Origin of the sequence: Cyanobium sp. NS01 (assembly GCF_014280235.1) — a bacterium.
In the GTDB taxonomy this organism is placed as follows: domain Bacteria; phylum Cyanobacteriota; class Cyanobacteriia; order PCC-6307; family Cyanobiaceae; genus NIES-981.
The window spans coordinates 244,368-269,087 of the sequence record NZ_CP047940.1 but is presented as its reverse complement, the minus strand read 5'-3'; the positions used below and the strand labels follow the sequence as shown (position 1 = coordinate 269,087).

Annotated in this window: 23 protein-coding genes and 4 pseudogenes; 9 read left to right on the top strand and 18 right to left on the bottom strand. The window is 65.1% G+C overall.

The features are described from left to right. The first annotated feature begins 16 nt into the window (after positions 1 to 16). Positions 17 to 721, top strand: a complete 705-nt coding sequence (locus tag CyaNS01_RS01250) for a glycosyltransferase (RefSeq protein ID WP_186698231.1) — start codon at positions 17 to 19, stop codon at positions 719 to 721. A 303-nt stretch (positions 722 to 1,024) separates the two neighbouring features. Here CyaNS01_RS01250 and CyaNS01_RS01245 read toward each other — a convergent pair whose 3' ends face one another. After that, on the bottom strand, positions 1,025 to 1,459 hold the full coding sequence (locus CyaNS01_RS01245) for an integrase core domain-containing protein (protein ID WP_225875730.1): 435 nt from the start codon (positions 1,457 to 1,459) through the stop codon (positions 1,025 to 1,027). A 156-nt stretch (positions 1,460 to 1,615) separates the two neighbouring features. On the opposite strand from CyaNS01_RS01245, the gene CyaNS01_RS01240 reads away from it, so the two are divergent. Continuing rightward, positions 1,616 to 2,730 (top strand): IS3 family transposase gene (locus CyaNS01_RS01240; protein WP_370561479.1). Its coding sequence is split into 2 segments (ribosomal slippage): positions 1,616 to 1,877 and positions 1,877 to 2,730, totalling 1,116 coding nucleotides; the frame shifts between segments, so codons are not numbered across the junction. A gap of 394 nt (positions 2,731 to 3,124) precedes the next feature. On the opposite strand, the pseudogene CyaNS01_RS01235 reads toward CyaNS01_RS01240, so the two are convergent. Continuing rightward, positions 3,125 to 3,441: pseudogene (locus CyaNS01_RS01235) on the bottom strand (ATP-binding protein); the annotation flags it as partial. Between the two features lie 83 nt (positions 3,442 to 3,524). On the opposite strand from CyaNS01_RS01235, the pseudogene CyaNS01_RS14880 reads away from it, so the two are divergent. After that, positions 3,525 to 4,684 (top strand): annotated as a pseudogene (locus CyaNS01_RS14880) (ISAs1 family transposase). Here CyaNS01_RS14880 and CyaNS01_RS01220 read toward each other — a convergent pair. Then, positions 4,615 to 5,160: an ATP-binding protein gene (locus tag CyaNS01_RS01220; RefSeq protein ID WP_225875885.1), complete on the bottom strand. Its 546-nt coding sequence runs from the start codon at positions 5,158 to 5,160 to the stop codon at positions 4,615 to 4,617. The pseudogene CyaNS01_RS14880 and the gene CyaNS01_RS01220 sit on opposite strands and share 70 nt — an antisense overlap. Then, positions 5,075 to 6,235 (bottom strand): IS21 family transposase, encoded by a 1,161-nt coding sequence (locus CyaNS01_RS01215; protein ID WP_222934190.1) that lies wholly within the window; start codon positions 6,233 to 6,235, stop codon positions 5,075 to 5,077. The genes CyaNS01_RS01220 and CyaNS01_RS01215 overlap by 86 nt, the downstream gene beginning before the upstream one ends. Positions 6,236 to 6,312: 77 nt before the next feature. Here CyaNS01_RS01215 and CyaNS01_RS01210 point away from each other — a divergent pair, with 77 nt between their 5' ends. Next, the gene (locus tag CyaNS01_RS01210; protein WP_225875729.1) at positions 6,313 to 6,735 is read left to right on the top strand and encodes a transposase; all 423 of its coding nucleotides are present in this window, start codon (positions 6,313 to 6,315) and stop codon (positions 6,733 to 6,735) included. Positions 6,736 to 6,904: 169 nt separating this feature from the next. Here the strand turns inward: CyaNS01_RS01210 and CyaNS01_RS14300 are convergent, their stop codons facing one another. The 7 genes and pseudogenes from CyaNS01_RS14300 to CyaNS01_RS01180 all read right to left on the bottom strand — a co-directional run bounded on the left by CyaNS01_RS14300 (position 6,905) and on the right by CyaNS01_RS01180 (position 14,248). Then, positions 6,905 to 7,432, bottom strand: a complete 528-nt coding sequence (locus CyaNS01_RS14300; protein WP_225875728.1) for a chromate transporter — start codon at positions 7,430 to 7,432, stop codon at positions 6,905 to 6,907. Then, positions 7,324 to 8,076, bottom strand: a pseudogene (gene chrA, locus CyaNS01_RS14295) (chromate efflux transporter). The gene CyaNS01_RS14300 and the pseudogene chrA overlap by 109 nt, the downstream one beginning before the upstream one ends. Before the next feature lie 182 nt (positions 8,077 to 8,258). Beyond that, complete coding sequence (locus CyaNS01_RS01200; RefSeq protein ID WP_186698227.1) at positions 8,259 to 9,512, bottom strand: CCA tRNA nucleotidyltransferase; 1,254 nt, start codon at positions 9,510 to 9,512, stop codon at positions 8,259 to 8,261. A gap of 9 nt (positions 9,513 to 9,521) precedes the next feature. Beyond that, positions 9,522 to 11,936, bottom strand: a complete 2,415-nt coding sequence (locus CyaNS01_RS01195) for a UvrD-helicase domain-containing protein (RefSeq protein ID WP_186698225.1) — start codon at positions 11,934 to 11,936, stop codon at positions 9,522 to 9,524. A 27-nt stretch (positions 11,937 to 11,963) separates the two neighbouring features. Next, positions 11,964 to 13,004, bottom strand: coding sequence for a glycosyltransferase (locus CyaNS01_RS01190; RefSeq protein ID WP_186698223.1), 1,041 nt, complete (start codon positions 13,002 to 13,004; stop codon positions 11,964 to 11,966). An 8-nt stretch (positions 13,005 to 13,012) separates the two neighbouring features. Continuing rightward, positions 13,013 to 13,726 (bottom strand): heme oxygenase (biliverdin-producing), encoded by a 714-nt coding sequence (locus CyaNS01_RS01185; RefSeq protein WP_186698221.1) that lies wholly within the window; start codon positions 13,724 to 13,726, stop codon positions 13,013 to 13,015. Positions 13,727 to 13,804: 78 nt separating this feature from the next. Beyond that, positions 13,805 to 14,248 carry a hypothetical protein gene (locus CyaNS01_RS01180; protein WP_186698219.1) on the bottom strand — a complete coding sequence of 148 codons (444 nt, stop codon included), beginning with the start codon at positions 14,246 to 14,248 and terminating at the stop codon, positions 13,805 to 13,807. A gap of 69 nt (positions 14,249 to 14,317) precedes the next feature. Here CyaNS01_RS01180 and CyaNS01_RS01175 point away from each other — a divergent pair, with 69 nt between their 5' ends. Then, on the top strand, positions 14,318 to 15,781 hold the full coding sequence (locus CyaNS01_RS01175) for an NADP-dependent isocitrate dehydrogenase (RefSeq protein ID WP_370561622.1): 1,464 nt from the start codon (positions 14,318 to 14,320) through the stop codon (positions 15,779 to 15,781). Between the two features lie 12 nt (positions 15,782 to 15,793). Here the strand turns inward: CyaNS01_RS01175 and CyaNS01_RS01170 are convergent, their stop codons facing one another. From CyaNS01_RS01170 to CyaNS01_RS01150, 5 genes are all read right to left on the bottom strand, one after another. Further along, positions 15,794 to 17,008, bottom strand: a complete 1,215-nt coding sequence (locus tag CyaNS01_RS01170; protein WP_186698217.1) for an SGNH/GDSL hydrolase family protein — start codon at positions 17,006 to 17,008, stop codon at positions 15,794 to 15,796. A gap of 20 nt (positions 17,009 to 17,028) precedes the next feature. Beyond that, positions 17,029 to 17,190, bottom strand: coding sequence for a DUF5989 family protein (locus CyaNS01_RS01165; protein WP_186698215.1), 162 nt, complete (start codon positions 17,188 to 17,190; stop codon positions 17,029 to 17,031). Between the two features lie 22 nt (positions 17,191 to 17,212). Further along, entirely contained in the window at positions 17,213 to 17,608 is a 396-nt protein-coding gene (locus CyaNS01_RS01160; RefSeq protein ID WP_186698213.1) for an SxtJ family membrane protein, read from the bottom strand. Further along, positions 17,608 to 19,479, bottom strand: coding sequence for a carbamoyltransferase (locus CyaNS01_RS01155; RefSeq protein WP_186700035.1), 1,872 nt, complete (start codon positions 19,477 to 19,479; stop codon positions 17,608 to 17,610). The genes CyaNS01_RS01160 and CyaNS01_RS01155 overlap by 1 nt, the downstream gene beginning before the upstream one ends. A gap of 118 nt (positions 19,480 to 19,597) precedes the next feature. Next, positions 19,598 to 19,822 carry a hypothetical protein gene (locus CyaNS01_RS01150; RefSeq protein ID WP_186698211.1) on the bottom strand — a complete coding sequence of 75 codons (225 nt, stop codon included), beginning with the start codon at positions 19,820 to 19,822 and terminating at the stop codon, positions 19,598 to 19,600. A 182-nt stretch (positions 19,823 to 20,004) separates the two neighbouring features. On the opposite strand from CyaNS01_RS01150, the pseudogene CyaNS01_RS01145 reads away from it, so the two are divergent. After that, positions 20,005 to 20,622, top strand: a pseudogene (locus tag CyaNS01_RS01145) (chlorophyll a/b binding light-harvesting protein); the annotation flags it as partial. A gap of 147 nt (positions 20,623 to 20,769) precedes the next feature. On the opposite strand, the gene CyaNS01_RS01140 reads toward CyaNS01_RS01145, so the two are convergent. Beyond that, positions 20,770 to 21,081, bottom strand: a complete 312-nt coding sequence (locus tag CyaNS01_RS01140) for a hypothetical protein (protein WP_186698207.1) — start codon at positions 21,079 to 21,081, stop codon at positions 20,770 to 20,772. A 154-nt stretch (positions 21,082 to 21,235) separates the two neighbouring features. Here CyaNS01_RS01140 and fldA point away from each other — a divergent pair, with 154 nt between their 5' ends. The 3 genes from fldA to CyaNS01_RS01125 are packed head-to-tail and all read left to right on the top strand — an operon-like array spanning position 21,236 to position 23,894. Beyond that, the gene (gene fldA, locus CyaNS01_RS01135; RefSeq protein WP_186700033.1) at positions 21,236 to 21,748 is read left to right on the top strand and encodes a flavodoxin FldA; all 513 of its coding nucleotides are present in this window, start codon (positions 21,236 to 21,238) and stop codon (positions 21,746 to 21,748) included. 56 nt (positions 21,749 to 21,804) lie between these two features. Further along, complete coding sequence (locus tag CyaNS01_RS01130) at positions 21,805 to 23,160, top strand: (Fe-S)-binding protein (RefSeq protein WP_186698205.1); 1,356 nt, start codon at positions 21,805 to 21,807, stop codon at positions 23,158 to 23,160. After that, positions 23,157 to 23,894: an NYN domain-containing protein gene (locus CyaNS01_RS01125; protein ID WP_186698203.1), complete on the top strand. Its 738-nt coding sequence runs from the start codon at positions 23,157 to 23,159 to the stop codon at positions 23,892 to 23,894. The genes CyaNS01_RS01130 and CyaNS01_RS01125 overlap by 4 nt, the downstream gene beginning before the upstream one ends. On the opposite strand, the gene CyaNS01_RS01120 is transcribed toward CyaNS01_RS01125, so the two are convergent. Continuing rightward, entirely contained in the window at positions 23,816 to 24,118 is a 303-nt protein-coding gene (locus CyaNS01_RS01120) for a type II toxin-antitoxin system PemK/MazF family toxin (protein WP_186700031.1), read from the bottom strand. The two genes, CyaNS01_RS01125 and CyaNS01_RS01120, sit on opposite strands and share 79 nt — an antisense overlap. Positions 24,119 to 24,720 lie beyond the last annotated feature (602 nt).

Genomic DNA, 24,720 nt, shown 5'->3' with positions numbered 1-24,720 from the left:
ACCCTCCCAGCTAACCATGACCCTTACGATTCCCGTGTTCGTTGGATACGACACGCATGAGCGTGTGGCCATGAATGTATTAATTGATAGTCTCTACCAGCACAGCAGCGTGCCGCTTGCCATCACCCCCATCGTGATGCGGCAATTACATGGTGTCTTCCATCGAGAGCGCAACCAGAAACAAAGCACAGAGTTTTCGTTCACCCGATTTCTCGTTCCCTACATGATGGACTATAAAGGCTGGGCAATTTTTATGGACTGCGACATGCTGTGCCGTGGCGATATTGCCGAACTGTGGGGTCTGTGCGACGACAGGTATTCCTTGATGTGCGTCCAGCACGTCCACGAACCTACGGAGAAGACAAAGTTTCTGGGATCTATTCAGACGCGGTATGAAAAGAAAAACTGGAGCTCGCTTATGTTGTTCAATTGTGGACGCTGCCAGGCACTCACTCCCGAATATGTCAACACAGCCACTGGCCTTGCATTGCATCGATTTGAATGGCTTGAAAGCGGGCAGATCGGCGCGCTGCCAGCCGATCGTTGGAATCATCTGATCGATGTACAGGCAGCTGCCGATGCTCCCGTCGAGCAAGGTGGGCCTGCGTTGGTTCACTGGACCTTGGGGGGACCCTGGTTCCGTCAGTACCGCTTTGGTGGCGGCAGACTGGCTACGGAGTGGTTTGCCGCCAGGGATGAGGCTTTTCGACTATGGGAGTAAGGCATTGGGCAACCGCATCAGATTACCTACAAGCCACTGTCAATGTGTAAAAAGGTCAATGCAAGGCAATAGAATACAAAGAGCGCGTGGCTTGTGCTGTTCATAAGTTTCTAATGCATGCCCAATCCTTGATGGACCTCCTTAGGGACCATGCAGGGGATCATCGGACTGCTGAAGTGGGCAAGACCGTGCATAATCATTTGGCTCTTCAAGGAAAATGCCACCCATGATAGGAGACACAAGTATATACTTAGCCGCCGAAGGCGGTGACTTTCAGGGAAGGTGTCACTCCTTGGCTGCCATTCAGGCGGCCTCGATTAAGGGTAGCGCGAGTATCGGATCGGGCTCCTCTGTTGGCTTGTTGATCCACACTTCTTCGGGTTGGCGCCAGCAGCGGGTGGTTCGGCTCCAGCGTCTTGGATGGACCTGACGGGCCTTCTCGTAGACATGGGCTCGCTCCCGGCAGATTGCGGTGGCGGTACCGCTGTGACGTTGGTGAGGCGTGACGAATTTGATGCTGCTGTGGCGGTGTTGGTGGTTGTACCAGTCCACAAAAGCCGCCACCCATTCGCAGGCCTCCGCCTTGCTGGAGAACGGACGGCTGGGGTAGTCCGGCCGGTACTTGACCGTGCGGAACAGGGATTCCGAGTAGGGGTTGTCGTTTGAGACCCTTGGCCTGGAGAAGGATCTGAGCACTCCCATCTCCTCCAGCCGCGATTCCAGTGTGGCCCCGCGCATGGCATTGCCATTGTCGGCGTGGAGGATCAGAGGCGGCTGGTGGCTCTGGCGGCTGCTAAAGCCGCTGGGCCGGCGGTAGCGCTGATGTGGACCCCGGAAACCGGTCCAGGGTGAATGAGAGTCTTCAGCCGGCCAAACTGGGCCGGGGACTCGACCATGAAACGCACCAGGCACACAGCCGAGCAGATCATCCGCAAGCTCAAGACGGCCGAGCAGTTGATCGCCCAGGGAAAAACCGTCGCCGACGTCTGCCGCGTCATCGAGGTCACGCAACCGACCTACCACCGCTGGAGGCAGCAGTACGGGGGCATGCAGGCCGAGGAGGCCAGACGGCTGACCCAGCTGGAGAAGGAGAACGCCCGGCTCAAGAAGCTTTTGGCGGAAGCAGAGTTGGAGAAGGCCATGCTCAAGGACCTCGCCGAGGGAAACTTCTGAGCCCGGAGCGTCGCCGCAGGGCCGTCACGGTCCTGCAGGAGCGTTACCGGGCCTCTGAACGCCTGGCCTGCCGAGTGGTGGGCCAGCACCGCAGCACCCAGCGCCATGGCGGCAAGGTCGTCTCGATCGAGGAGGCCAAGCTCCGGCAGCGTCTCCGCGAGATCGCCGCGGACCACATCCGTTGGGGCCGCCGGATGGCCTACCGCCTGCTGCGGCGGGAGGGCTGGACCGTGAACCACAAACGGGTGCAACGGCTCTGGCGCGAGGAGGGGCTGCAGCGGCCCACTCCCAGGAAGCGAAAGCGGGCACGGCCCGCGGACGGCTCGGTGCGGCGTCATCGGGCTGAGCATCCCCACCAGGTGTGGGCCATGGACTTCCAGTTCGACGCCACCGCTGATGGGCGCAGGCTCAAGTTCCTGAACGTGATCGATGAGCACAGCCGCCTCTGCCTGGCGATCCGGGTCGGCAGGCGCTGCAAGGCCAAGGACGTGGTGGCCGTGCTGGAGGAACTCACCAGCCTCTACCCAGCACCGGCGTACATCCGATCGGACAACGGGCCGGAGTTCATTGCCCAGGCCCTACGGGACTGGTGCGAGGCCAGCAGCACTACCAGCACGGCCTACATCGAGCCAGGATCCCCGTGGGAGAACGGATTCGCCGAGTCGTTCAACGGCCGGTTCCGGGATGAGTTCCTCAACACCGAGCTGTTCACAACAGCCCCCGAGGCGCAGATCCTGGCCGATCGTTGGCGCTGGGAGTACAACTCACTCAGGCCGCACTCGGCCCTCCAGGGGCGTACGCCCCTGGAGGCAGCTCAACAGGGAGCTGCAGCATGACCACAACCACCCACTCTCATAAGCCCTGGACCGATAAAGGGGGTCACGTCAGCGCTCCTTGAGACAGGCCCGCTGCACCAGATCCGCCGCGATCTCAGCCGACTCCACCTCGGCCAGATCCCAGGCCACCACCTTGCGGCTCTGTCCCGTGTCAATCAAGTTGATGGCTGGCGTCAATCTGGTTGACCGGTAGAAGCTGTTGTTTCGAGCCCTGCTGAGGCCTGAGACGTCAGCTGGGATCAGGATCGTGACCAGGCTGTCGCGGTGCGCCAATCAGGCTGCGGTACCGGTGGCGATCTCCGTGCCGGTGGACCAGTTTTCGTGTCGCCGTCGTGCTTCTGGTGCGTTGGGTGGATGCTGCCGTTGATCGTGACGGCCAGGGCGTCCGCGTCAACTACGTTGGCGGGTCAGCGGCATCGCTGAAAACTCTTGCAGCCGCTTGCTTCTGCCGGTAGCTCTCGCCCTTGATCCCCACGATGTGGCAGTGGTGCACCAGCCGGTCCACGGCGGCCACGGTCATGGAGCCGCTGGGAAGATCTCGTCCCATTCCCGGAACGGCTGGTTGGAGGTCACCAGCAAGGAGCGGCGCTCGTAGCGGTGGCAAATCAGCTCGAACAGCACCGAGGTCTCCAGCTCACTGCGCCGCACGTAGCTGATGTCGTCGATCACCAGCAGGCTGTAGCGATCCAGCTTCTGGATCAGGGCTGGGAGCAGGGCCTATTAGAAGTCTGTCTCAATAGCCCTGGCCGGGGCCTCCCGCCTACGGTGTCGTGCGCGGGACCCGCTCTTGACCCTTGGCCTCTGAGCCCGCCACCACGCCTGCTGCAGCAGGCGATCTGATCAGTTTTCTCCAGGCGCTGCCGGACTGCCGCATGCGACGTGGCATCCGCTTCCCCCAGTGGTGGATGCTGCTGGTGGCGATCCTCGCGATCCTCAGCGGCCAGGGCTCGCTGGTGGGGATGGAGCGCTTTGCCAAACGGCATCGCCAGACGCTCAACGAACTGCTGGGTACTGATTTCGGCAAGTCGCCGTCGGATTCGACCTTCCGGTTGCTGCTGGCCCAGCTGGATGTGGCGGGCTTTGAAACCCTGCTCCGCGACTGGATGGCGGCCCAGACGGGCGTGGCCGAGGAGCTCGACACCCTGGTGTGTGACGGCAAGACGCTGCGGGGCTCCATCGATGAAACCGCCTCCGGCGCAGCGAAGTTCATTGCCCAGGTGAGCCTCTACTCCCAATCGCTGGGCGTGGCAATCGCCCAGACCACCTACGCCACCGATGCCAGTGGCGAGATCCAGGCGCTGCGCCAGCTGCTGGAGGCCGTCGAGCTCGACGGGGTGCTGGTGCAGGCCGACGCGCTGCATGCCAACCGCCCTTTTTCCTCTACCTCGCCCAGCGCGGCGCCGACTTCCTGATCGCCGTCAAACACAGCCGCCGCAAGGGGTTTCGGCTGATCAGAGACCGGCTCACCTATGGCCGGCGAATCCCGTGGCGCACCAGCAGACGGGAGCTGAAACGGGGCCGTGACATCACCTGGACCCTGCGGGCGATGCCTGCGCCGGAGTGGGTGGTGGAGCAGTGGCCGGGCAGCGCGACAATCATCGCCGTGCGCAGCCATGGCATCCGTGATGGCAAGGCGACAGACGAGACCCGTTACTACGTCTCAAGTCTGCGGACCGGAGCCATGGCCCTGTTGCGGCACGTCAGAGACCGCTGGTCAATCGAGAACAGCTGGCACTGGGTGCGCGACGTGCCGCTAAGGGAAGACGCCCACCGCTACCGGGAGGACAACGGCGTCCAGATCCTGGCCACCCTCCGCAGCCTGGCGATCAATGCCCTGCGGCTCGATGGGATCTGGTCGATCACCGAGGGCATCGCCGCCCTGGCTCACGACATCAAGGGACTGCTCAGACTGCTGGGGTGGCGGGAACCGGCGGAAGAACGACCCTCAGGGTGACTTCTAATAGACCCTGGGGCTGGGAGTTCAAGGCTGGCTTTGGCCTTCTGCAGCAACTGCACCAGGGCGGTGGCCGGGAAGAAGCGGCAGGGCTGGTCCTGCGCGATCATCGCCATCGTGATGGCGATGGCCAGGTGGGTCTTGCCCACGCCGCTGGGGCCGAACAGCAGCAGGTTCTCGGCCTGCACCAGCCAGGTGTGGCTGCGGGAGAGCACCTGCAGCTCCTGCCAGTGCTTGGGCTCAAGGTGCTGGTGATCAAAGCCATCGAGGCCCTTCTGCCAGGGCAGGTGGGCCTCGCGCAGCAGCCGCTGGCGCCGTGCGATCTGGCGGTGGTCGACCTCCTGCTCGCAGAGGGCATAGAGGAACTGGCCGGGGCTCCAGCCCTCGGCCTCAGCCTGCTGAGCAAGCGGCTGCCAGTGGCTGCGGAAGCGCGCCAGCTTGAGCTGTTTGAGCAGCAGCGGCAGCGCCGCTTCCACCGCCTGCGAGCGCGGCAGCGGGGAGAAGGTGGTCATAGGAGGCCAGCAGGTGTTGGGGAATGACGGGATCCGGCAGAGCGCTGCGGCGTGGCGGCACGCGGAAGCGCTGCTGCAGGAGCGAGAGGGACAGGCTCTGGCGCTGCTGCGCCTGCTGCAGGAAGGCGAGCACCAGCTCATAGGAGGCCACCCGCACCGCCACATACAGCGCCTCCACCATCAGCCGGGCTGCCGCGTCACGGTCACCACCGGCGAGCAGGTGCTGCCAGAAGTCCCACCAGTGCTGGTCGGGGAACAGCTGGCGCTGGTAGCGGCAATGCAGCAGCGCCCTGGGCTTGGCGCGCAGCCCATCGATCAGGTGCTCCAGATCGATGCACCAGGCCCTCGGGCCATGGCTGCCGGTGCCGTAGGCACGGGGCAGCTGGCAGAACCAGTCGCTGCCGAGATAGACGATCAGCCGGTCATGGTGCAGCCGCACCGTGACCTGGCGGCCGATCAGGGTGGGCGGCACCGAGTAGATCACCTGCCGCACCTCGATCGTGCTGGTGCTCCGCACCCGCACCGTGAGCAGCTCATAGTCGGCAAAGCGGAAGGTCGGCAAAGCCATCAAGTGCTCAAGCTCCTGCTCGTAACGCCGCTGGCGCGGGGCATTGAGGGCACTGAACACCTCAGCGAGCAGCTCGCCGTACTCGGCGGGCTCGTCGAAATCACAGCTGCCACGCAGCAGCAGCTTCTGCTCCAGTCGCCGTTTCACATGGCCGTGCGGGCCCTCGACGATGCCGTTCTCATGGGCCACCCCCCGGTTGTTCCGGCTGGGGGAGAGCCCGTAATGGGCGCAGAGGGCCTGGTAGCGAGGCGTGATGTCGAGGGCATAGCTGCCGTCACGGTTGCGGCTGGCGGCCGAGAGGCGATCGGTGCGCAGTTCTCGGGTGACGCCACCACAGGCCGCCAGGGCGTTCTGCAGTCCTTCTGAGAGGGCGACAAAGCTCTCACCGCCGTGGATCAGCTGGCCGTAGGACCAACCGCTCCAGGCCAGGCGGTAGTGGAACAGCAGGTGCGGGAACGGCTCTCCCCGCAAGGTGATGACGACACGCTTCAGATGCGCGGCGGGATTCCAAGTCCACTCATGGTGGCGATGGGGCGATCCAAGCGGGTGTGGACAAGGACTCCGGCCTGATCCACTCAGTGGGTACCACTGCCGCCAACGCGCATGACCTCACCCCAGCAGCTGAGCTGCTGCACGGGGAGGAGGAGGTGGTCTACGCCGACGCTGGATACCAGGGAATCGCGAAGAGGCCGGAGATGGCAGGCAGGTCAGCGGAGTTTCAGGTGGCCACGCGTCCCGGCAAGCGCCGAGCACGGCCCGATACACCAGACGGGAAGCTGCAGGATCTGGTGGAGACAGCCAAGGCCCACATCCGTGCCAAAGGTGAGCATCCATTTCGCGTGATCAAACAGCAATTCGGCTTTCAAAAGGCCAGGCTGCGGGGAATGGTGAAAAACCGCTGCAAGGTGAACGTGCTGGCAGCACTGACGAATCTGTTCCTGGCGCGTCGTCAGTTGCTTGCAACACCGTGATCAGGGGCGTGGTGTGGCCGAATGAGGCCATTCACGGGTGCAAGGCAGCGAAAAAGGGGCATAAGATCACCTTGATCGGGCACAGATCACTCCCTGAGCCCATCCACGGGAGCAATCCGGGGATGCCTGATCTCGGGAGCCGCTCAAGCCCTTGTTGCTCAGAGCTTCCCTAAGGGAATAGCGGCACGGCCCTGGCAAGAAGGCACCACAGTACAAGTATAAGTGGTGATACTCGCCATACAGCAAGTAGTCCAAAAGCAACCAGAGCAATGGCCAGATCCCCTGCGCCCTGAATTCCTGAAATCAGCACTGGGTTATAGAGTGCAGCACCCAGCAGGCCCACCACGGCTGCGTTCACGCCCGCGATGGCCCTGGCCACCGAGGCGCTGTGCGATACGGCATGCCAGAAGGGAAGCAGGCCGGCGACCAGCAGGAAGCCAGGCAGGAAGATGAACACAAGCGCCACAGCTGCCGTGACAACCGGACTGCTGCCTTCCGCCATCACAGCGCCCAGATAGGCCAAAAAGGCAAACATCGGTCCGCGCATGGCCTGAGCCGCTCCATACCCAGCCAGGAACTGCTCAGGTGTCACCCAGCCTGTAGCCACCACGGACTCTTCCAGCAAGGGCAGCACGACGTGGCCCCTCCAAACACTAGGGCTCCGGCCCGATAAAAAGCTTCCGCCACGGTGGGCCATCGGTCGCTGGCCGTGGCCAGCAGGAGCAGGCCGCCGCTGCGGCTTCCGTACGGCACCGCAAGGGCAACGGCGTCTCTGGGGGTGCTGGTGCTGAGCAGCACAGCTCCCGCCATCGCGGCCAGCCCGACCACGACGAGTTGGACCCAGGCCGCTCCCGCCAGCAGCAGCGTGGCCGCAGCCAGGATGGCGATGGTTCGTCTGGCCGCATCGGGGCAGAGCTTGCGGGCCATGCCCTGAACGGCGTCGGCCACCACGGCACAGGCCACCAGTCTGAGGCCGTGAATCTCAGCCACACCCACTGAGCCCGACAGCCTTGGCAGCACCGTCGCCAGCCCCACCAGTGCCAGCGCCGAAGGCAAGGTGAAGGCCACAAAGGCGGCCAGCGCCCCGAGCCAGCCGGCTCGCAGCAAGCCAAGACTGAAGCCCAGCTGGCTGCTGGCCGGACCTGGCAAAAACTGACAGATCGCCAGGAGTTGGCCGAACTGTTCCTCACCCAGCCAGCGCCGCCGTTACACAAGCTCGGCTCTGAAATAGCCCAGATGGGCAATCGGCCCGCCAAATGAGGTGAGGCCGAGTTTGAGGAACACCCAGAACACTTCGTTTGGCGTTCTGGGCTTCAGGACGCTCTGCTGTCCTTCATCCATGCAACGAGCTTCGACTGTGGATGACTAACTTGGAATGAAAGAAGAGCGCTCCAGCCAATCTGTTGGAGGCGGATGGAGATGATAATTCCCACCCCGTGCAGAGCCGCTGTCCGGGTGAGCAACTTGTGTGTTCCCGATCACATGCACTCCCAAGGGTGCATCCCAGACCCGCAACTCAAGTCCTACAGTCTCTCCTGCTCCAGTCGCTCGGCTCGCAGCTGTCGCAGCCGCTCCCCCAGCCCAGGCCCCGGCGCCTGCCCCTGGGCGATCAGTTCCCTGGCCCCCAGCGGCGATTGGAGATCCCGCCAGCGCAGCCACCAGCGCAGCAGTGGCCGGCGAGCGCCGCTGCCCGTGACCAACGCCAGCGCCACGGCCTCGGGGGCGATCCCGGGGGTCTCCAGCACGGCACACCAGGACACCACCGAGCGCGGCGCCGCCTCGCCGCCCAGCGCCGCCTCGCCGCCCAGCGCCGCCAGGGCGGCCCGCAGCTCCAGCCACTGGGCCAGCAGGCGGTGCTGGCGGTGGGGCAGCTGCAGCCGCTCGGCCAGGGCGAGGGGGTCGGCGGCACCGGCCACCAGGGCCACCAGCAGCGGCAGGCCGGCCCGCTGGGCCCAGCGCAGGCGGCGGTGCCAGTGGTGATCGGCCTGCAGCTGGGCATCCAGCAGGGCCAGACCACCCCAGTTCTGCAGCAGCGCCAGGGCCTGGGGCCAGGGTTCGCGCCGCAGCAGCAGCTCCAGCTCCATGCGCAGCCGGGTGCCGAGGGCGGCTGGTGCCTGGCCCGGCCGCTCGCCGGAATGCCAGGCCCAGGGCCAGGCCGCCACGGTGCGCCGGGCCTGCTCCCGGCTGCCCGCCTCCAGCTGGAACCCCAGCCGGGCCCCATAGCGGGCGCCGCGCACCAGCCGGCTGGGGTCGTCCCGCAGGCTGTGGGGGTGCAGCAGCCGCAGCTGCCGCCGCTGCAGGTCGGCCTGGCCGCCATGGGGGTCGAGAAGCTCGCCGCTTGCCAGATCCAGGGCGATGGCATTGATCGTGAAGTCGCGGCGGGCCAGGTCGTCGGCGAGCCGGCCCGGCACCACCTTCGGGTTCTCGCCCGGCTGCGGGTAGGTCTCGCGGCGGGCTGTGGCCACATCCAGCAGCACCGTCTGCCCCTCGAGCTGTAGTTCCAGCTCCACCGTGCCGAAGGCCCCGTGCTCCTGGGCCCCCCGCAGGGCCCCCGGCGGCAGGGCCGCCTGCAGCCGCCGCACCAGGGCGCTGGCGGAGCCATCCGCCACCAGATCCAGGTCGGGCACGCCGCGCCAGGGGTCGTTGTGCACCCGGTGCAGCAGCAGATCGCGCACGGCGCCCCCCACCAGCGCCAGCCGCTGCCCGGAGGCCTCTCCCTGCCGCGCCACCGCGGCCAGGGCGGCCGAGAGCACCGCGGGAATGCCGGGAACGTCCAAGGTTTCGGCTCAGAGCGGCTCGATCGGCGCCAGGCGCGGATCGAGGATCTTGGGGCCCATGCCGTCAAATTTCACGGCGATCGAGATCTTCTCGCCGCTGCCGAAGAGGTGGGTCACGTGCCCCTCCCCGAAGGAGCTGTGGCGCAGCCGATCCCCCACCGCCCAGGTTTTGCCGCCACCGCCGCCAACCGCGGACCCGCGGCGGCGCACGGCGTTGGCCGGCACCCCGCCGGCGCCGCCGGCCGCCACCTGGCGGCTCTCCTGGCGATCCACCCGGGTGAGGCGATCCAGCCGCTGTTCACGGCGGATGGCGGCGCCGCCGCTGCGGGGGATGTCGCCCTGCACCAGCTCCTCGGGCAGCTCGGCCAGGAACACCGACGGCACCGCCGGCTCACGCATGCCGCCCCAGAGGCGCCGCTCGCTGGCATGGGAGAGGAACAGCCGCTCCTTGGCGCGGGTGAGGCCCACGTAGCAGAGGCGGCGCTCCTCCTCCATGGCCGAGGGATCCTCCAGGGAGCGGTAGCTGGGGAACAGCCCCTGCTCCATCCCCACCAGGAACACCACCGGGAACTCCAGCCCCTTGCTGGCGTGCAGGGTCATCAGCGTCACCCGGTCCTGCTGGGTGTCCTTGCTGTCGGCGTCACTGGCCAGGGCCGCTGAGGCCAGGAAATCCTCGAGCGAGCCCTCCTCGTTCTCCTCCTGGTACTGCAGGGCGGCGTTGACCAGCTCGTTGAGGTTGCGGCGCCGGTCTTCCGCCTCATCGGTGCCCTCGGTGATCAGCTCGGCCAGGTAGCCGCTCTGCTCCATCACCCGCTGCACCAGCTCCGAGGGGGCCGCGTCCTGGCTGCGGGTCTGCAGGTCGCTGATCAGTTCGCGGAACTGCAGCAGCCCCCGGGCGGAGCGCCCCCCCAGGGAGCGCACCGCCTCGGCGTCGCTCACCACCTCCCAGAGGGGGATGCCCAGCTGGTTGGAGGCGTCGGTGAGACGCTCGATCGTGGTCTTGCCGATGCCGCGCTTGGGGGTGTTGAGCACCCGCAGCAGGCTCACGGTGTCGGCCGGATTCACCAGCAGCTTCAGGTAGGCGAGCATGTCCTTGATCTCGCGCCGGTCGTAGAAGCGCAGCCCCCCCACCACGATGTAGGGGATGCCCCAGCGCACCAGCGATTCCTCCATCGCCCGGCTCTGGGCGTTGGTGCGGTAGAGCACGGCCATGTCACCCCAGCGCAGCTCGTCGTGGGCGGCATCGAGCAGGCGCATGCGCTGCACCACTGCCTCGGCCTCGGCGATCTCGTCGTCGCAGCGGGTGAGGTGGATCGGCTCGCCCTCGCCGCGGGTGGGGCGCAGCACCTTGTCGATGCGCTCGGTGTTGTGGGCGATCAGGGCGTTGGCGGCCGCCAGGATCGTGGCGGTGGAGCGGTAGTTCTCCTCCAGCTTCACCATCGTGCGGGTGGCCTCATCGGCGGCGCCATCACCGAAGTCGTCCTGAAAGCCCATCAGGATCGTGAAGTCGGCGGCACGGAAGCTGTAGATGCTCTGGTCGGCGTCGCCCACCACGAACACCGAACGGCCCTGCCAGTTGGCGTAGGTGTCCGGGTCCTGGCCGTCGGTCACCAGCAGCTTGATCAGGTCGTACTGGGTGCGGTTGGTGTCCTGGTATTCATCCACCAGCACGTGGCGGAAGCGGCGGTGCCAGTAGTGGCGCACCTGCTCGTTCTGGCTGAGCAGCTGCACCGGCAGCAGCAGCAGATCGTCGAAGTCGAGCGCGTTATTGGCGGCCAGGGCGCGGCGGTAGCGGCGGTAGGTCTCGGCCATCAGCTTGCCCCGCTGGCCGCCGGCATCGGCCTCCAGCTGCTCCGGCAGCCAGCCCTGGTTCTTGGCGTTGCTGATCGCCCAGCGCACCTTCTTGGGTTCGAAGCGTTTGGGGTCGAGGCCCAGCTCCTGGGTCACGATCTCCTTCACCAGGCTCTGGGCGTCGCCCTCGTCGTAGATCGAGAACTGGCGGGTCCAGCTGAGCCCCTCGGGATCGCGGAACTTGTCGATGTCGAAGCGCAGCAGCCGCGCAAACAGGGCGTGGAAGGTGCCGATCCAGAGATCCTTGATCACCTCGCGGTAGATGCGGCTGCGCAGCTGGCGCTGCTCCTGGGGCGGCAGGGTGCTCCAGGGCTGGCCGAACTGGCTCTGGGCCAGCTTCTGGGCCAGCAGCAGCTCCAGCCGCTCCTTCATCTCCCGGGCCGCCTTGTTGGTGAAGGTCACCGCCAGCAGCTCCGCCGGATCGGCGCCGTGGTGGCCGATCAGGTGGGCGATGCGGTGGGTGAGCGCCCGGGTCTTGCCGCTGCCCGCCCCCGCCACCACCAGCAGGGGGCCGGTGTGGTGATCCACCGCCTTGCGCTGGGCGTCGTTGAGGCCGGCCAGGAAGGCGCTCATCCAAGGGCCAGAAGTGCTGGCCGCACCCTAGGCACCGCCCCGCGCCAGCACCCGCCCCAGCCGGGCTCGCCAGCGCCGGGCCTGCAACCGCCACAGCGGTGGGGCCTCAAGGGGAGGCTCCCCCGCCAGCAGCCGGTCCCAGTGGTCGTTCACCAGGCTGAGGGCGTCGCGCCAGCGTTCCAGCAGGGCCACTTCGCTGCTGGTCACCAGCAGCGCCTCAAGGTCAGCCGCCGGGGCTCGCCAGGCCGCCGGATCGGCCACGGCGGCACAGATCCGCTCCAGGTCGGCGCTGAGGGTGCCGCAGCCGAGCTGGTGGCCCAGGCGGCCGGGGTCGAGGCTGTCGGCCAGGGCGTGGTTGAAGCTGCTGAACAGCACGCAGCCGCAGGCCAGGGCCTCCAGCGGCGGCAGCCCGAAGCCCTCGCTCACCCCGCTGACGCGCCAGTGGTCGGCGGAGTCGTAGAGCACCACGGCGGCGCTGTTGAACAGGTCCACCAGATCGTCCACCCAGCCGCTCTGCACCTCCACCCGCAGCCCCCGCCGCCGCAGGGCCGGCACTAGCTCCTGCAGCAGGTAGGCGCTGCTCTTGCGCTGCTGCACGAGCACATCCACCGGCCGGGGACCGGAGCCGTCACGGCGGCCCCGCTGCAGCCACATCGGCGCCAGGGCATTCGGCACCAGGGCCAGGGGATTGCGGCTGGCCCACTGGCCCCAGTAGCCGAGCGTGTTGCGGCTCACCGCCAGCACCGGCACCCCCGGCGGCAGCCGGAAGCCGTAGCCGCTGCTGTGGGCGTGGTAGGCCACCGGACGGCCCCGCAGGGCCCGCAGCTGGCCGGGCACCTCAAAGCCCCAGCTCACGATCCAGAGCACCTGCCGGGCTGCGGGCGACCCCAGAGGTTCGGCGCGCAGCAGGTCGGCCAGAAAGGGCCGCTCAGGCTCCCGCCGCCGGTAGGTCACCACCTCGGTGGGAGCCAGCTGCTGCAGCAGGCGGGCAGTCTGCAGTTCCACCAGCAGGCCGCCGCCCCTCAGCCGGCCGCCGGTGCCGGGCACCAGAAATCGAAGCGAACGCAACAGGGCCGTCAGGCGGCGACGGCTTCGGTGCTGCCGCTGCGCTGGCGGCGGGTGAGGAAGCCGAACAGCACCTTGCCGATGGCGGCCACCAGGTTGCCTTCCAGTTCCTGGAACATCTTCATGTTCAGGTGGAAGGCCTGGTTGGCCTCGGCCACGATGCGATCGGCCGTGGCCTGGTCGATCGGCAGTTGATCGAGCGTGGCGCGGTAGTTCACCTTGAAGGCCTTCTCATCGGGAATGGCCGCGAATTCGTAGAAGCGCAGACCATCGTGTTCACCCAGGTTCATGGCTTTCTGGGCGATGTTCTTGAGGATCTGGCCACCGGAGAGGTCGCCGATGTAGCGGGTGTAGTGGTGGCCCACCAGCAGCTCAGGGCTCTCCTTGGCCACCTGGTGCAGCCGCGCCACGTACTCCTGGGCGGCGGGGGTGGCCTTCACGGAACTGCACCAGTCGGGGCCGAAGTAGAAGGCGAGATCCTGCTCGAGGGTGTCGCGGCGGTTGAGTTCGGGGAAGGCCACCGGGCCTACCACGGGATGGTCGCGCAGGCCGGCGAGCTCCTCCTCCATGGCGGAGTACACGAAGTAGAGATCGGCCACCAGAGTGCGGTAGCTGACCTTGTCCACCACGCCCTTCAGGAAGCAGCTCACGAAGCCGGTGTTCTCCGCCATCGTGTGGGCCTTTTTGGTGCCTTCACGCAGCTGGGAAGCGAGAGCAACGGACATGACCGGTGGGGACTTGCAGCGGGCTGGATGTCACGGTAAGCGTGGCGTTTGCCTGCGGGGTTCCCAGATTGCGAAGGGTTACGCGGCGCAGGCGCCGCTGGCCTCGAACAGGTCGAAGAGCTCGCGGCAGAACTGCTGCAGCTTGGCCACCGTGATCGCGTCCGGAGGGTGGCTGCCGGTGGGATGCCAGTCGCCCAGGGTGGCCAGCCGCCAACGCTCGGACTCGTAGGTGAGGCCCCGGATCAGCACGCCGATCAGGCGCGGCCTGCCTGCCGGCGATCCGGGCGCGGCAGCAAGGCGCAACTGCACCAGGAAGGAGCGGCACTGGCTGCGGGGGCTCCAGCCGGGCAGGTGAAAGGAGAGGTCGAGACTGTCCTGGTCGTCGAACTGGCGGGTGCAGGGATCGTCGCGCCAGGGCTTGAGATTGGCTCGGGCATCAGGGAAGTGCACCCGGAACAGAGCCGCCGCCGAGGCGATCGCCTGGGCCAGTTCCAGATTTCTGGCCTGATCGGCAGCGTTCATGCCGTTTCCCCTGAGCAGAACCCCGTAGGAGCGAAACCTAGGCTCCCCGCACCCTCCAGTGCCGCAGGAATGGCTACCAGCGCAACCAGCATGGCGACCAGCCCAGGAAGCTTCGAGAAGCTCAGCCCCCCCAGCAGCGGCACCGCCATCCGGTTCGAGAACGGCCTGCCGGTGGTGCCTCCCGACCCGATCATCCCCTTCATTCGCGGCGACGGCACCGGCGTGGACATCTGGCCCGCCACCCAGCGGGTGCTCGATGCGGCGGTGGCCAAGGCCTACGGCGGTGAGCGCCGCATCGAGTGGTTCAAGGTGTACGCCGGCGACGAGGCCTGCGACCTCTACGGCACCTACCAATACCTGCCCCAGGACACCCTCAGTGCCATTGAGCAGTACGGCGTGGCGATCAAGGGTCCGCTCACCACGCCGATCGGCGGCGGCATCCGCTCGCTGAACGTGGCCCTGCGCCAGATCTTTGACCTCTACTGCTGTGTGCGCCCCTGCCGCTACTACAGCGGCACCCCCAGCCCCCACAAGCGCCCCCAGGATCTCGACGTGGTGGTCTACCGGGAGAACACCGAGGACATCTACATGGGGATCGAGTGGGAGGCCAGCGATCCGGTGTGTGTGGAGCTGATCGCCCACCTCAACGACGTGGTGATCCCGGCCAACGGCAAGCTCGGCAAGCGCAGCATCCCGGCGGGCTCCGGCATCGGCATCAAACCGGTGAGCAAGGCCGGCACCCAGCGCCATGTGCGCAAGGCGATTCAGCATGCCCTCGGCCTGGAGGGGGCCAAGCGCCATGTGACCCTGGTGCACAAGGGCAACATCATGAAGTTCACGGAAGGGGCCTTCCGCGACTGGGGCTATGAGCTGGCCACCAGCGAGTTCCGTGACGTCTGCGTCACCGAGCGCGAGAGCTGGATTCTCGACAATCTGGCCCGCAACCACGGGCTCACGGTGGAGGAGAACGCCCGCCTGATCGAGCCCGGCTACGACAGCCTCACCCCCGAGAAGAAGGCGGCGGTGGACGCCGAGGTGAAGGGGGTGCTCGACGCCATCGGCGAGACCCACGGCTATGGGAAGTGGAAGGCGATGGTGCTGGTGGACGACCGCATCGCCGACAGCATCTTCCAGCAGATCCAGACCCGGCCGCAGGAGTATTCGGTGCTCTGCACCCTCAACCTCAACGGCGATTACATCTCCGATGCGGCGGCCGCCGTGGTGGGGGGCCTGGGCATGGCGCCCGGGGCCAACATCGGCGACAACGCGGCGATCTTCGAGGCCACCCACGGCACGGCGCCCAAGCACGCCGGCCTCGACCGGATCAACCCCGGCTCGGTGATCCTCAGCGGCGTGATGATGCTCGAGTATCTGGGCTGGCAGGAGGCCGCAGACCTGATCACGGCCGGGCTGAGCGCCGCCATCGCCAAGGGTGAGGTCACCTACGACCTGGCCCGGTTGATGGAGCCGCCCGTGGATCCCGTGAGTTGCTCGGGCTTCGCCGAGGCGGTGGTGGGTCACTTCGGCGGCTGAGCCCTGGGGCTCTCAGGGTCTGATGCGGGTGGCGATCAGCTCGGCGATGCGCTGATTGCCGCTGGCGTTGAGGTGGCGCGGATCGGTGTACAGCGCGAGGTCGGTGGTGAGTGCGCTGGCCTGGCTCAGATCCAGGCAATAGGGCAGCTGCCCACAGGAGCGCCGGAGATGGGCATAGAGCGCGTTGATCTCTTCCACATAGCCTTTGCGCTCAAGCAGGGCCACGGTCACGGCATCGACGCTGTTGCGATCGGAGGCCAGACGGCCATCGGCGAGCAGCTGGGCCCGGTTGCGGTCGAGGCCCAGCGTGGGCTGCAACACCACCAGATAGCGAGCGCCGCGAGCTGCGGTGATGCCATGCATCGCTTTGACGTTGTCGCTCCAGATCGCAGCAGCCCGCTCCAAACCCTGTTGTCTTGGCTGGGAGATCGGCTGCGCAGAGAGCCAGCGTTGCTGCTTGTTGGGATCAAGCGTCACTGGCTTGGCGGCGGGCTGATCCGTCGCTGTAGATCCAGCAGTGGCCAGGAGCACCTGGGCGAGGCGCAGAACGGCGCTGTTGTCTGTGAAGCAGAGCAGGCCACAGGAGTAATAGCTGCGATCGCGATAAGGAATGTGATTGAAGGGCTTATCTTCCAGGGCTTTGAGCAGCATTCTGGGGGCATAGATCTTGTCATTGGATCCGTAGAGACTCTCGTCGGCGAAATAGAGCTCGTTAATGCCGTTGAAGCTCACCACCCATCCAGGTGCGGCTTCAGAGAAGCTGGCCAGAAGCCGCACCACTTCCTGGGAGCTGGTGCCACCACCGATGGCCGCATTGGTGATCTGAATCCTGGCCTGGGGAGTCCCCGAGGCCAGCAAGCGGCCCAACTGGTCAGGCCAGGTGCCGTTCACGCCCGAAAACTGAACGCCAAGTGGATCGGTTGTGGATCCCCCCAGCACGAGCAGCCGCGCCATCTCGTTGCCTGTGCCATAGGTCTTTCGGGTGAAGAGGGTGCTGCTGGAATCAGACCCATCGGCATTGGGACTGATCTTGAAATCCCTGGCCTGATGGGCATGGCCAACTGCCGGATGCAGCTCAAAGTTCCATGTCTTCACAGGGCCTTGCCGCCTCGAGATCAAGCCACCAGGAAGTGATTTGTAGACCATGGTTGAGATCACCTCCAGCGCCAGCAGGAAGATGATCAGAACTGCTCCATTGATGCCACAGAGCTTGAGAAAGCTGCGCATCCGGGACGCATCAAGGCGCATCAGAAAATGGAGTAGATAAACGGAGCCAGCACGGACCCCTGGGTGAAGACAATCAGCCCACCCATCAGCACGATTGTGATGATCAGTGGCGCCAACCAGTATTTCTTGCGAACCCTCAGAAAATCCCAGACGTCCTTGAGCAGATCAAGCAGTGCTTCCATGGCGGCTTCCCGTTGAAGGTGATCAGAAAATGCGGTTCAGACTGATGCTCGAATGGGCGCGCGTTTCGCGATAGCTGTCCTTATTCCTGACACGGCGACGCAGTGGGTCATGGCCCCTGAACCGCATCACCAGCGCAATGGGTTGCAGCACAAGAATGAACACCAGCCCAAGAATGACATGGCTGTTGATCCAGCCAAGCCCATGGCCCAGGGCCATCCAGCAGCGGTAGGGAAAGGCCAGCAGCCCAGGAGCCAGCAGGGCAAGGCCGATGGCTGGCAGGCCAATCAGCAGCGGCCACAGCACAGGCGCGTGCCCATGCAGCGCAGGAATCAGCCAGCCGAACACCACTGGGATCACGCTGCCCACCAGCAGGCCAAACTCCCTTAGCAGCTTGCGGCTTGGCACGGCAGTACGCATCAATCCAACTCAAAGTCCTGCATCCAGCTTGGATCAGCATGTTGTGGTTGCTGATTCTCCTTAAGCAAAAGCTGATTCTCTAATACAAGCACGTCCATCTCCGTGCGCATGAAGCAGCGATAGGCATCTTCAGGGCTGCAGACGATCGGCTCCCCTCTCACATTAAATGATGTGTTGACCAGGGTTGGGCAGCCGGTGCGGCGATGGAAGGCCCTGATGAGATTGTAGAAGCGAGGATTGGTCGAAGCATTCACGGTTTGCACCCTGGCTGTGTAGTCCACGTGGGTGACTGCGGGTAGTTTAGAGCGTGAAATTCTTAGTTTTTCGATTCCAAAGAGTTGCTGCTGCTCGGCAGACATGGGAATGCAGAGCTCTGCGCGCAAGGGGGCTACGATCAACATGTATGGGCTGCAGGCGTCAAGCTCAAATTGACTGGAAGCCTCTTCCTCGAGCACGGCCGGTGCGAAGGGCCTGAAGCTCTCTCGATACTTGATCTTGAGGTTCATCACGCTCTGCATCTCCTGATTTCTGGAATCGCCCAGGATCGACCGCCCTCCCAGGGCTCGAGGCCCAAACTCCATCGAACCATTGAACCAGCCAACCACCTTCCCCTGGTCCAGGAGCTCCGCCAGACGTAGAAACAGCGGTGCGTCTTCGATCTCCTGGTAGTCGGCCTCAATCGAGTCGAGGTAGCTGCGAATCTCCTTATTGCTGAACTGCGGGCCCAGCAAGGCCCCCTTCATGGCATCGCCCCCCGCCTGGGAGCCGCAGGGCTTACGCGGCTGTTGATGGTGCTGGTGCCAGGCCACCAGGGCCGCTCCCAGGGCTGAGCCGGCATCGCCACTGGCGGGTTGAATCCACATTTGATCAAAGATCTTCTGCCGCAGCAGCTTGCCGTTGGCAACGCAGTTGAGGGCGACACCACCAGACAGGCACAGATTGGTGGCCCCTGTTTCAGCCCTCAGGGTTCGCGCCAGCTTCAGCACAATTTCCTCAGTGACAGCCTGAATCGACGCCGCCAGGTCCATGTGGAACTGACGCAACTCCGTTTCGCGTTCTCGCGCTGGGCTTGCGAACAGCTTGTCGAACTTGCGGCTGGTCATACGGAAGCCACGGTGATACTTGAAGTAGCGCATGTCCAACCAGAAGGTGCCATCTGGTTTGATATCGATCAGGTGCTTCTTGATCAGGTCGACAAAGCGTGGTTGGCCATAGGGAGCTAACCCCATCAGCTTGTACTCTCCGGAATTCACCTTGAACCCGCAGTAATACGTGAACGCTGAATAGAGAAGTCCGAGAGAGTGCGGAAAATTGATCTCCCAGAGCAGCTTGAGGTCTTTGCCTTCGCCGAGCCATGCCGAGGTGGTGGCCCATTCGCCCACCCCATCCATGCAGAGCACGGCAGCCTTGTCGAAAGGGCTGGGATAGAAGGCTGCCCCAGCGTGGGAGAGATGGTGCTCGCTGAACAGCAACTCAGGCAGCTTGGCCCCGTCCCCACGGACGTCCCCGGCCATGCGGTTCGCGAGGGCGCGCAACTCCTGCTTCAGGCGGGATTTGATGAACAGCTTCTCCTTCAACCACACCTGCATGGCGGCCACAAAGGAGCGTCCTCCGCGTGGTGCGGCGCCCAGGTAGGTTTCCAGTAGGCGCTCGAATGTGAGCAGCGGCTTCTCGTAATACACCACCGCATCGAGATCGGCGGGAGTCAGATGTTGGCTGCTGAGGCAATAATGAGCTGCGCTTGCGGGAAAGGTAGCGTCATGTTTCTTGCGACTGAAGCGCTCCTCTTGGGCTGCGGCAACCACTTCGCCGTCCACAATCAACGCTGCAGCGCTATCGTGGTAGTAGGCCGAAAGTCCAAGAATCCGCATAGGCGAGTTCAAACCGGCATGGCTGTGGAAGGAATCCTGCCATGGGAACTGCCCCAGCGCTCCGCTGCCTTCCTGGAGCGCTCCTCCAGCCACGCCTCAGGTGCGGGCCTGGAGGCCCTCAGGCGGGGCCTGGCTCCACGATCATCCAGAGCACACGCGTGGCATCCACCTTCTCGAGGATCTCGAGGTGTTCGGCCGTGAGGGCACGGGCATCGTCGTGTTGACCGTTGGCGGCCAGCTCCGAGAGGTGCCCCATGCACCAGTCGCGCAGCTGCGTGATCGAGAGCATGCGCCGTTCGCGGTCTTCGGGCTTGCTGTAGCGGGCTGGAATTGGTTTCCCCATGAAATGCTGTGATCAATCCATGGCACTTTGGCCGGATGGAGCTGAACTGCACCCACAGGATCTGACAGAGCGGTGTACCTTTTGCCACAGAGTCTTGTTGTGAACCCTGCCTCGACGCGAAGCTTTGCCCACGTGCCCACTTTCTCCGGCCGATAGGTTGGCTTGGCCATGCAGTCACATCAATGCAATCCTACGGCAATCCAGAGCCAGCCTATGACTGGTGGGCTGGTAACTCTCGCTTTGTCAGCCAGTCGGGCAGCTTCATTTCGGCCCATGCTGCCCATGCCGGCCTGATCATGTTCTGGGCCGGATCCTTCACCATTTATGAGCTGAGCCGCTATTCCACCGATCAGCCCCTCGGTGAACAAAGCCTGATCCTGCTGCCCAATCTGGCTCGCCTCGGCATCGGTGTGGGTGATGGGGGCGTGCTCTCCCAGCCGGAGGCGATCGTGGCCATCGCCGCCTTTCACCTGGTGAGTGCAGCGGTGCTGGCCGCTGGTGGCATGTGGCATCTGTTCCGGGCCCCGCTGGATCTGGCGGAGGCGGAGGGAACGGCCCGGCGCTTCGACTTCGACTGGAGCGACCACAAGCAGCTGGGCGTGATTCTCGGCCACCATCTGATCTTCCTGGGCCTGGGCGCCACGGCACTGGTGGAATGGGCCCAACGCCATGGCCTCTACGACACGGCGACCCAGACGGTGCGCACGGTGCAGCCGAACCTGGATCTGGCCACGATCTGGTCGTACCAGACCCACTTTCTCTCGATCAGCAGCCTGGAGGATGTGGTCGGCGGCCACGTCATGCCCTGCGTGCCATCGGCTTTGACTTCAAGCGGGTGAACAGGGCTCTGGAGGCCATGGAGCTGGCCTGACTCCCATCGCCCTGGCCCCTGGCCAGGGCTTTCTGTTGTCGCTCAGCAGCAGTGATCGCTCAGCAGCCGTGATCGCTCAGCCGAGGGGCTGGTTCAGCAGGGAGTGGGTGAGTTCACGCTCAAGCTGAAGTTTGCTGCTTTCGACCCGCTGCATGTCCTGATAGAGGCGATGCAGCTCAGACTCCCGGTCCTGCAGATGACGGGCAAGGTCGAGTTGCTCCGCCGTGAGTTCTGGATAGTCCTTTGACATGGCGGCGAGATCATCACCGCGGCGTAGCCGCATCAGCAGCTGTAAAGTGTTGGGAGAGGCCACCGATGAGGGGCTGACCCAGCCCCACAAAACCAGATTGGGGGAGGGAGATGGGGAGCTCATATTGGCGATCAGCAAAGCATCTCCAACGTACCCCTGGGGGCTGGATGGGGTGGGATCACGGGCGACCTGCAGTCGTGACAATCCTCACGGCACGCTGTGGCCTGCCGGCTTCAGATGGCCGCTGGCGAGGGCAAGACTTTTCGAGTTCTTTAGAGCTGTTCTGCTCATGCTGGTACCCACCATCTACTTCGCCACGTCCACGGGAAAGACGGAAGATGTCGCCCATCGCCTGGCGCCGCTGGTGAAAGCTGCTGCCGTCGTTGATGTGGCCGACATCAACGACACCTCGGTGCTCGGGGCCTGCGCAGCTCTGATCTGCTGCACGCCCACCTGGAACACCGGCGCGGATGATCTGCGTTCCGGCACGGCCTGGGATGCCCACGTGGAGGCGATCGAAACAACGAAGCTGCACGGCAAGCCCGTGGCGATCATGGGCCTGGGGGATTCCTCCTCCTATGGGGATTACTTCTGCGACGCGATGGAGGAGCTGTATCGCGCCTTCGAGCGGGCCGGTGCCCGGTTGGTGGGCCAGGTGGACATCAGCGATTACAACTACAACAGCTCCAAGAGCGTGCTGAATGGCCGCTTCTGCGGCCTGCCGATCGATGAAGACTCCGAGCCCGATCTCACCGATGAACGGCTGAATCGCTGGGCCGAGCAGCTGCGGCGGGAGCTGGTGTGACAGGCGAAGCCGCAGCAGCCAGCCAGGAGGGTGCCCGCTGACGGCAGACTGACCCCATGACTCTTCCTGGTCTACCGGCGGGGGCGACCGACCCCTGCGTCCACTGCGGCTTCTGCCTGCCCAGCTGCGCCAGCTACCGGGTGCTGGGCACGGAGATGGACTCGCCCCGGGGCCGCATCCACGCCCTCAAGGCGATCGAGGCCGGTGAGCTGCCGCTCGATGCCACGGTGGCGAAGCACTTCGACACCTGTCTGGGTTGCCTGGCCTGCGTCACGGCCTGTCCTTCGGGGGTGCGCTACGACCAGCTGATCGAGGCCACCCGCCCGAAGCTGAACGCCCCGCAGCTGCGCAGCCCGGCCGCCAACGCCTTCCGCCGGCTGCTGTTCGCTCTGTTGCCCTACCCGCGGCGGCTGCGGGCCGCCCTCAGCCCCCTGCGGCTCTACGCCGGCACCCCTCTGCAGGGTCTTGTGCGCCGCAGTGGCCTCACCCGCCTGCTCGGCCCCCAGATCGAAGCCCTGGAGCGCCTGTTGCCGCCCCTGGCGCCCGAGGCCTTCCGCGATGGCTTCCCAGCGGTGGTGCCGGCCCAGGGCGAGCGCCGCGCCCGGGTGGGGCTGGTGCTGGGCTGCGTGCAGCGGCTGTTCGATCCGGAAGTGAACGCGGCGGCGGTGCGGGTGCTGAGCGCCAATGGCATCGAGGTGGTGATTCCGCCGGAGCAGGGCTGCTGCGGCGCTGTGACCCATCACCAGGGGGAAGAGGAGCACACCCGCCAGCTGGCTGACGCGCTGGTGCAGAGCTTCCGCGCCGTGGTGGGCCCGGGCCGCCCTGCTGGGCCTGAGCCGCTGGATGCGGTGCTGGTGGCGGCCTCCGGCTGCGGCCACACCATGAAGGCCTACGACCACCTGGCCAGCCGCGGCTTCCCGGCGCCGGTGGCCGACATCCATGAATTTCTGGCCCGGCTCGGCCTCAGCGAGGGGTTCCGTCAACAACTGCAGGCCCTGCCCCACCCCGATGGCAGCACCGCCAACGCTGAGCGGCCGCTGCGGGTGGCCTTCCATGACGCCTGCCACATGATCCACGGCCAGGGCCTGCACAGTGAGCCGCGGGATCTCCTGCGCGCCATCCCCCACCTGACGCTCAGCGAGGCCTTCGAGGCCGGCGTGTGCTGCGGCAGTGCCGGCATCTACAACCTGGTGCAACCGGAGGAGGCTGCCGAGCTGGGCCGCATCAAGGCCGCCGATCTGGCCGGCACCGGAGCGGCCCTGGTGGCGAGCGCCAACATCGGCTGCACCATGCAGCTGCGCCGGCACCTCGATGGTGAGGCCGCCGCCGTGCTGCCGGTGCTGCATCCGATCCAGCTGCTCGATCGCAGCTGGCGGGCCGGGGGCAGCGCCGCCGCTGCAGAGCCCCGATGACCCGTGAGGCGCCGAATCTGGCGGTGCTGATCGATTCCGACAACGCCCAGGCCGCCGTGATCAGCGACCTGCTGGCGGAGATCGCCCAGGTGGGAACCGCCACCGTGAAGCGCGCCTACGGCGACTGGACCACACCGCAGCTGGGCAGCTGGAAGGAGGTGCTGAATGTGCACGCGATCGTGCCGGTGCAGCAGTTCAGCTACACCACCGGCAAGAACGCCACCGATTCGGCCCTGATCATCGATGCGATGGATCTGCTGCACGGCGGCCGGGTGGAGGGCTTCTGTCTGGTGTCGTCCGACAGCGACTTCACCCGCCTGGCCACCAGGATCCGGGAACAGGGGCTGCTGGTGATCGGCTTCGGGGAGCGCAAGACGCCGAAGGCCTTCGTGGCCGCCTGCGACCGCTTTCTCTACATCGACCTGCTCAAACGCGGCAGCGGCCGGCCCAGCTCCGGTGGCGGCGGCGCCGGCCATGACCACGACGGCGTCCCCCCGCTCAAGCCCTTCCTCAGTGAGGCGATCGCGGCCGTCACCCAGGACGACGGCTGGGCCCCCCTGGGCATGGTGGGCAGCCTGCTGCAGAAGAACGATCCGTCGTTCGACGCGCGCAGCTACGGCTTCCGCAAACTGAGCGAACTGGTGAAGGCCCAGCCTTACCTCACGGTGAAGGAGGTGCCGATCAGTCCCGGCAGCCCGCAGATGCATCTGTCGGTGCGGCTGAGGGGTGGGTGAGCGTCATGGGTTCGAGCCTTCTGCCCGCCGCACACCACCCCGCACAGCAACACCGCCACAGTTAGTGGTGCAACTAGTGGTGCAACAATGAATGTGCGGAGATGGGCATTCAACTCTTCGGAGGCGACAATACCGCATGGCCTTGGCTTCCTGATCTCAGAACCACGCGTGGGATTAAGGGCAACGAGAAAGATGTTCCCTCTTGAGACAGTTCCCTCTCTCACTATGCCCACCCTTCGTGATCAAACCGGGTGGCAGTCGTTTCATCCAGAAGACCCCCCACGTCGTAGGCGGCTGCCGCCTCTGCCCAGCCTGCCCTTGGCTGAACGGACGGCCTGATTGTCAGCAGACGCGGTGCAGCCTCGATTTCAGCCTCGTCCGCCAGCCACGCAACCTAAAAAAGCAGCATTGCCTTAACGACGATCGCTCACAGAGGCGTGGCTAGATCGTAGTCATGTCAGTGGGCGTCGTCAATTTCATCTGCTCTGGCTAGCGTTCCAGATCAGAAGCGGGGAGGGATCTCAGCACAGAACCCAGCCTCAGCTCCCGTCTTCTGAATCTGGATGTTATGCGGTGATTTTTGCCTTCGCTCAGAATTGAGAAATCTGTAACCGATGTCTTGGTGGTCAGCCCCTTGCTTCTTGAAGTGAAGATGCTGAAAGTCAAGCTGTACAGAAATGACATGTCAGAGCATAACCGCTTTGTTAGTCAACGAATATCTGCTCATCCTGTAGGGAAGGCTACACCATTACGACAAGTAAAGCGCGCTGGCCACGTTTCTATTAGGATACGAAGGTAAGCTCGACTTTGCCCCTCCTTCAACCCA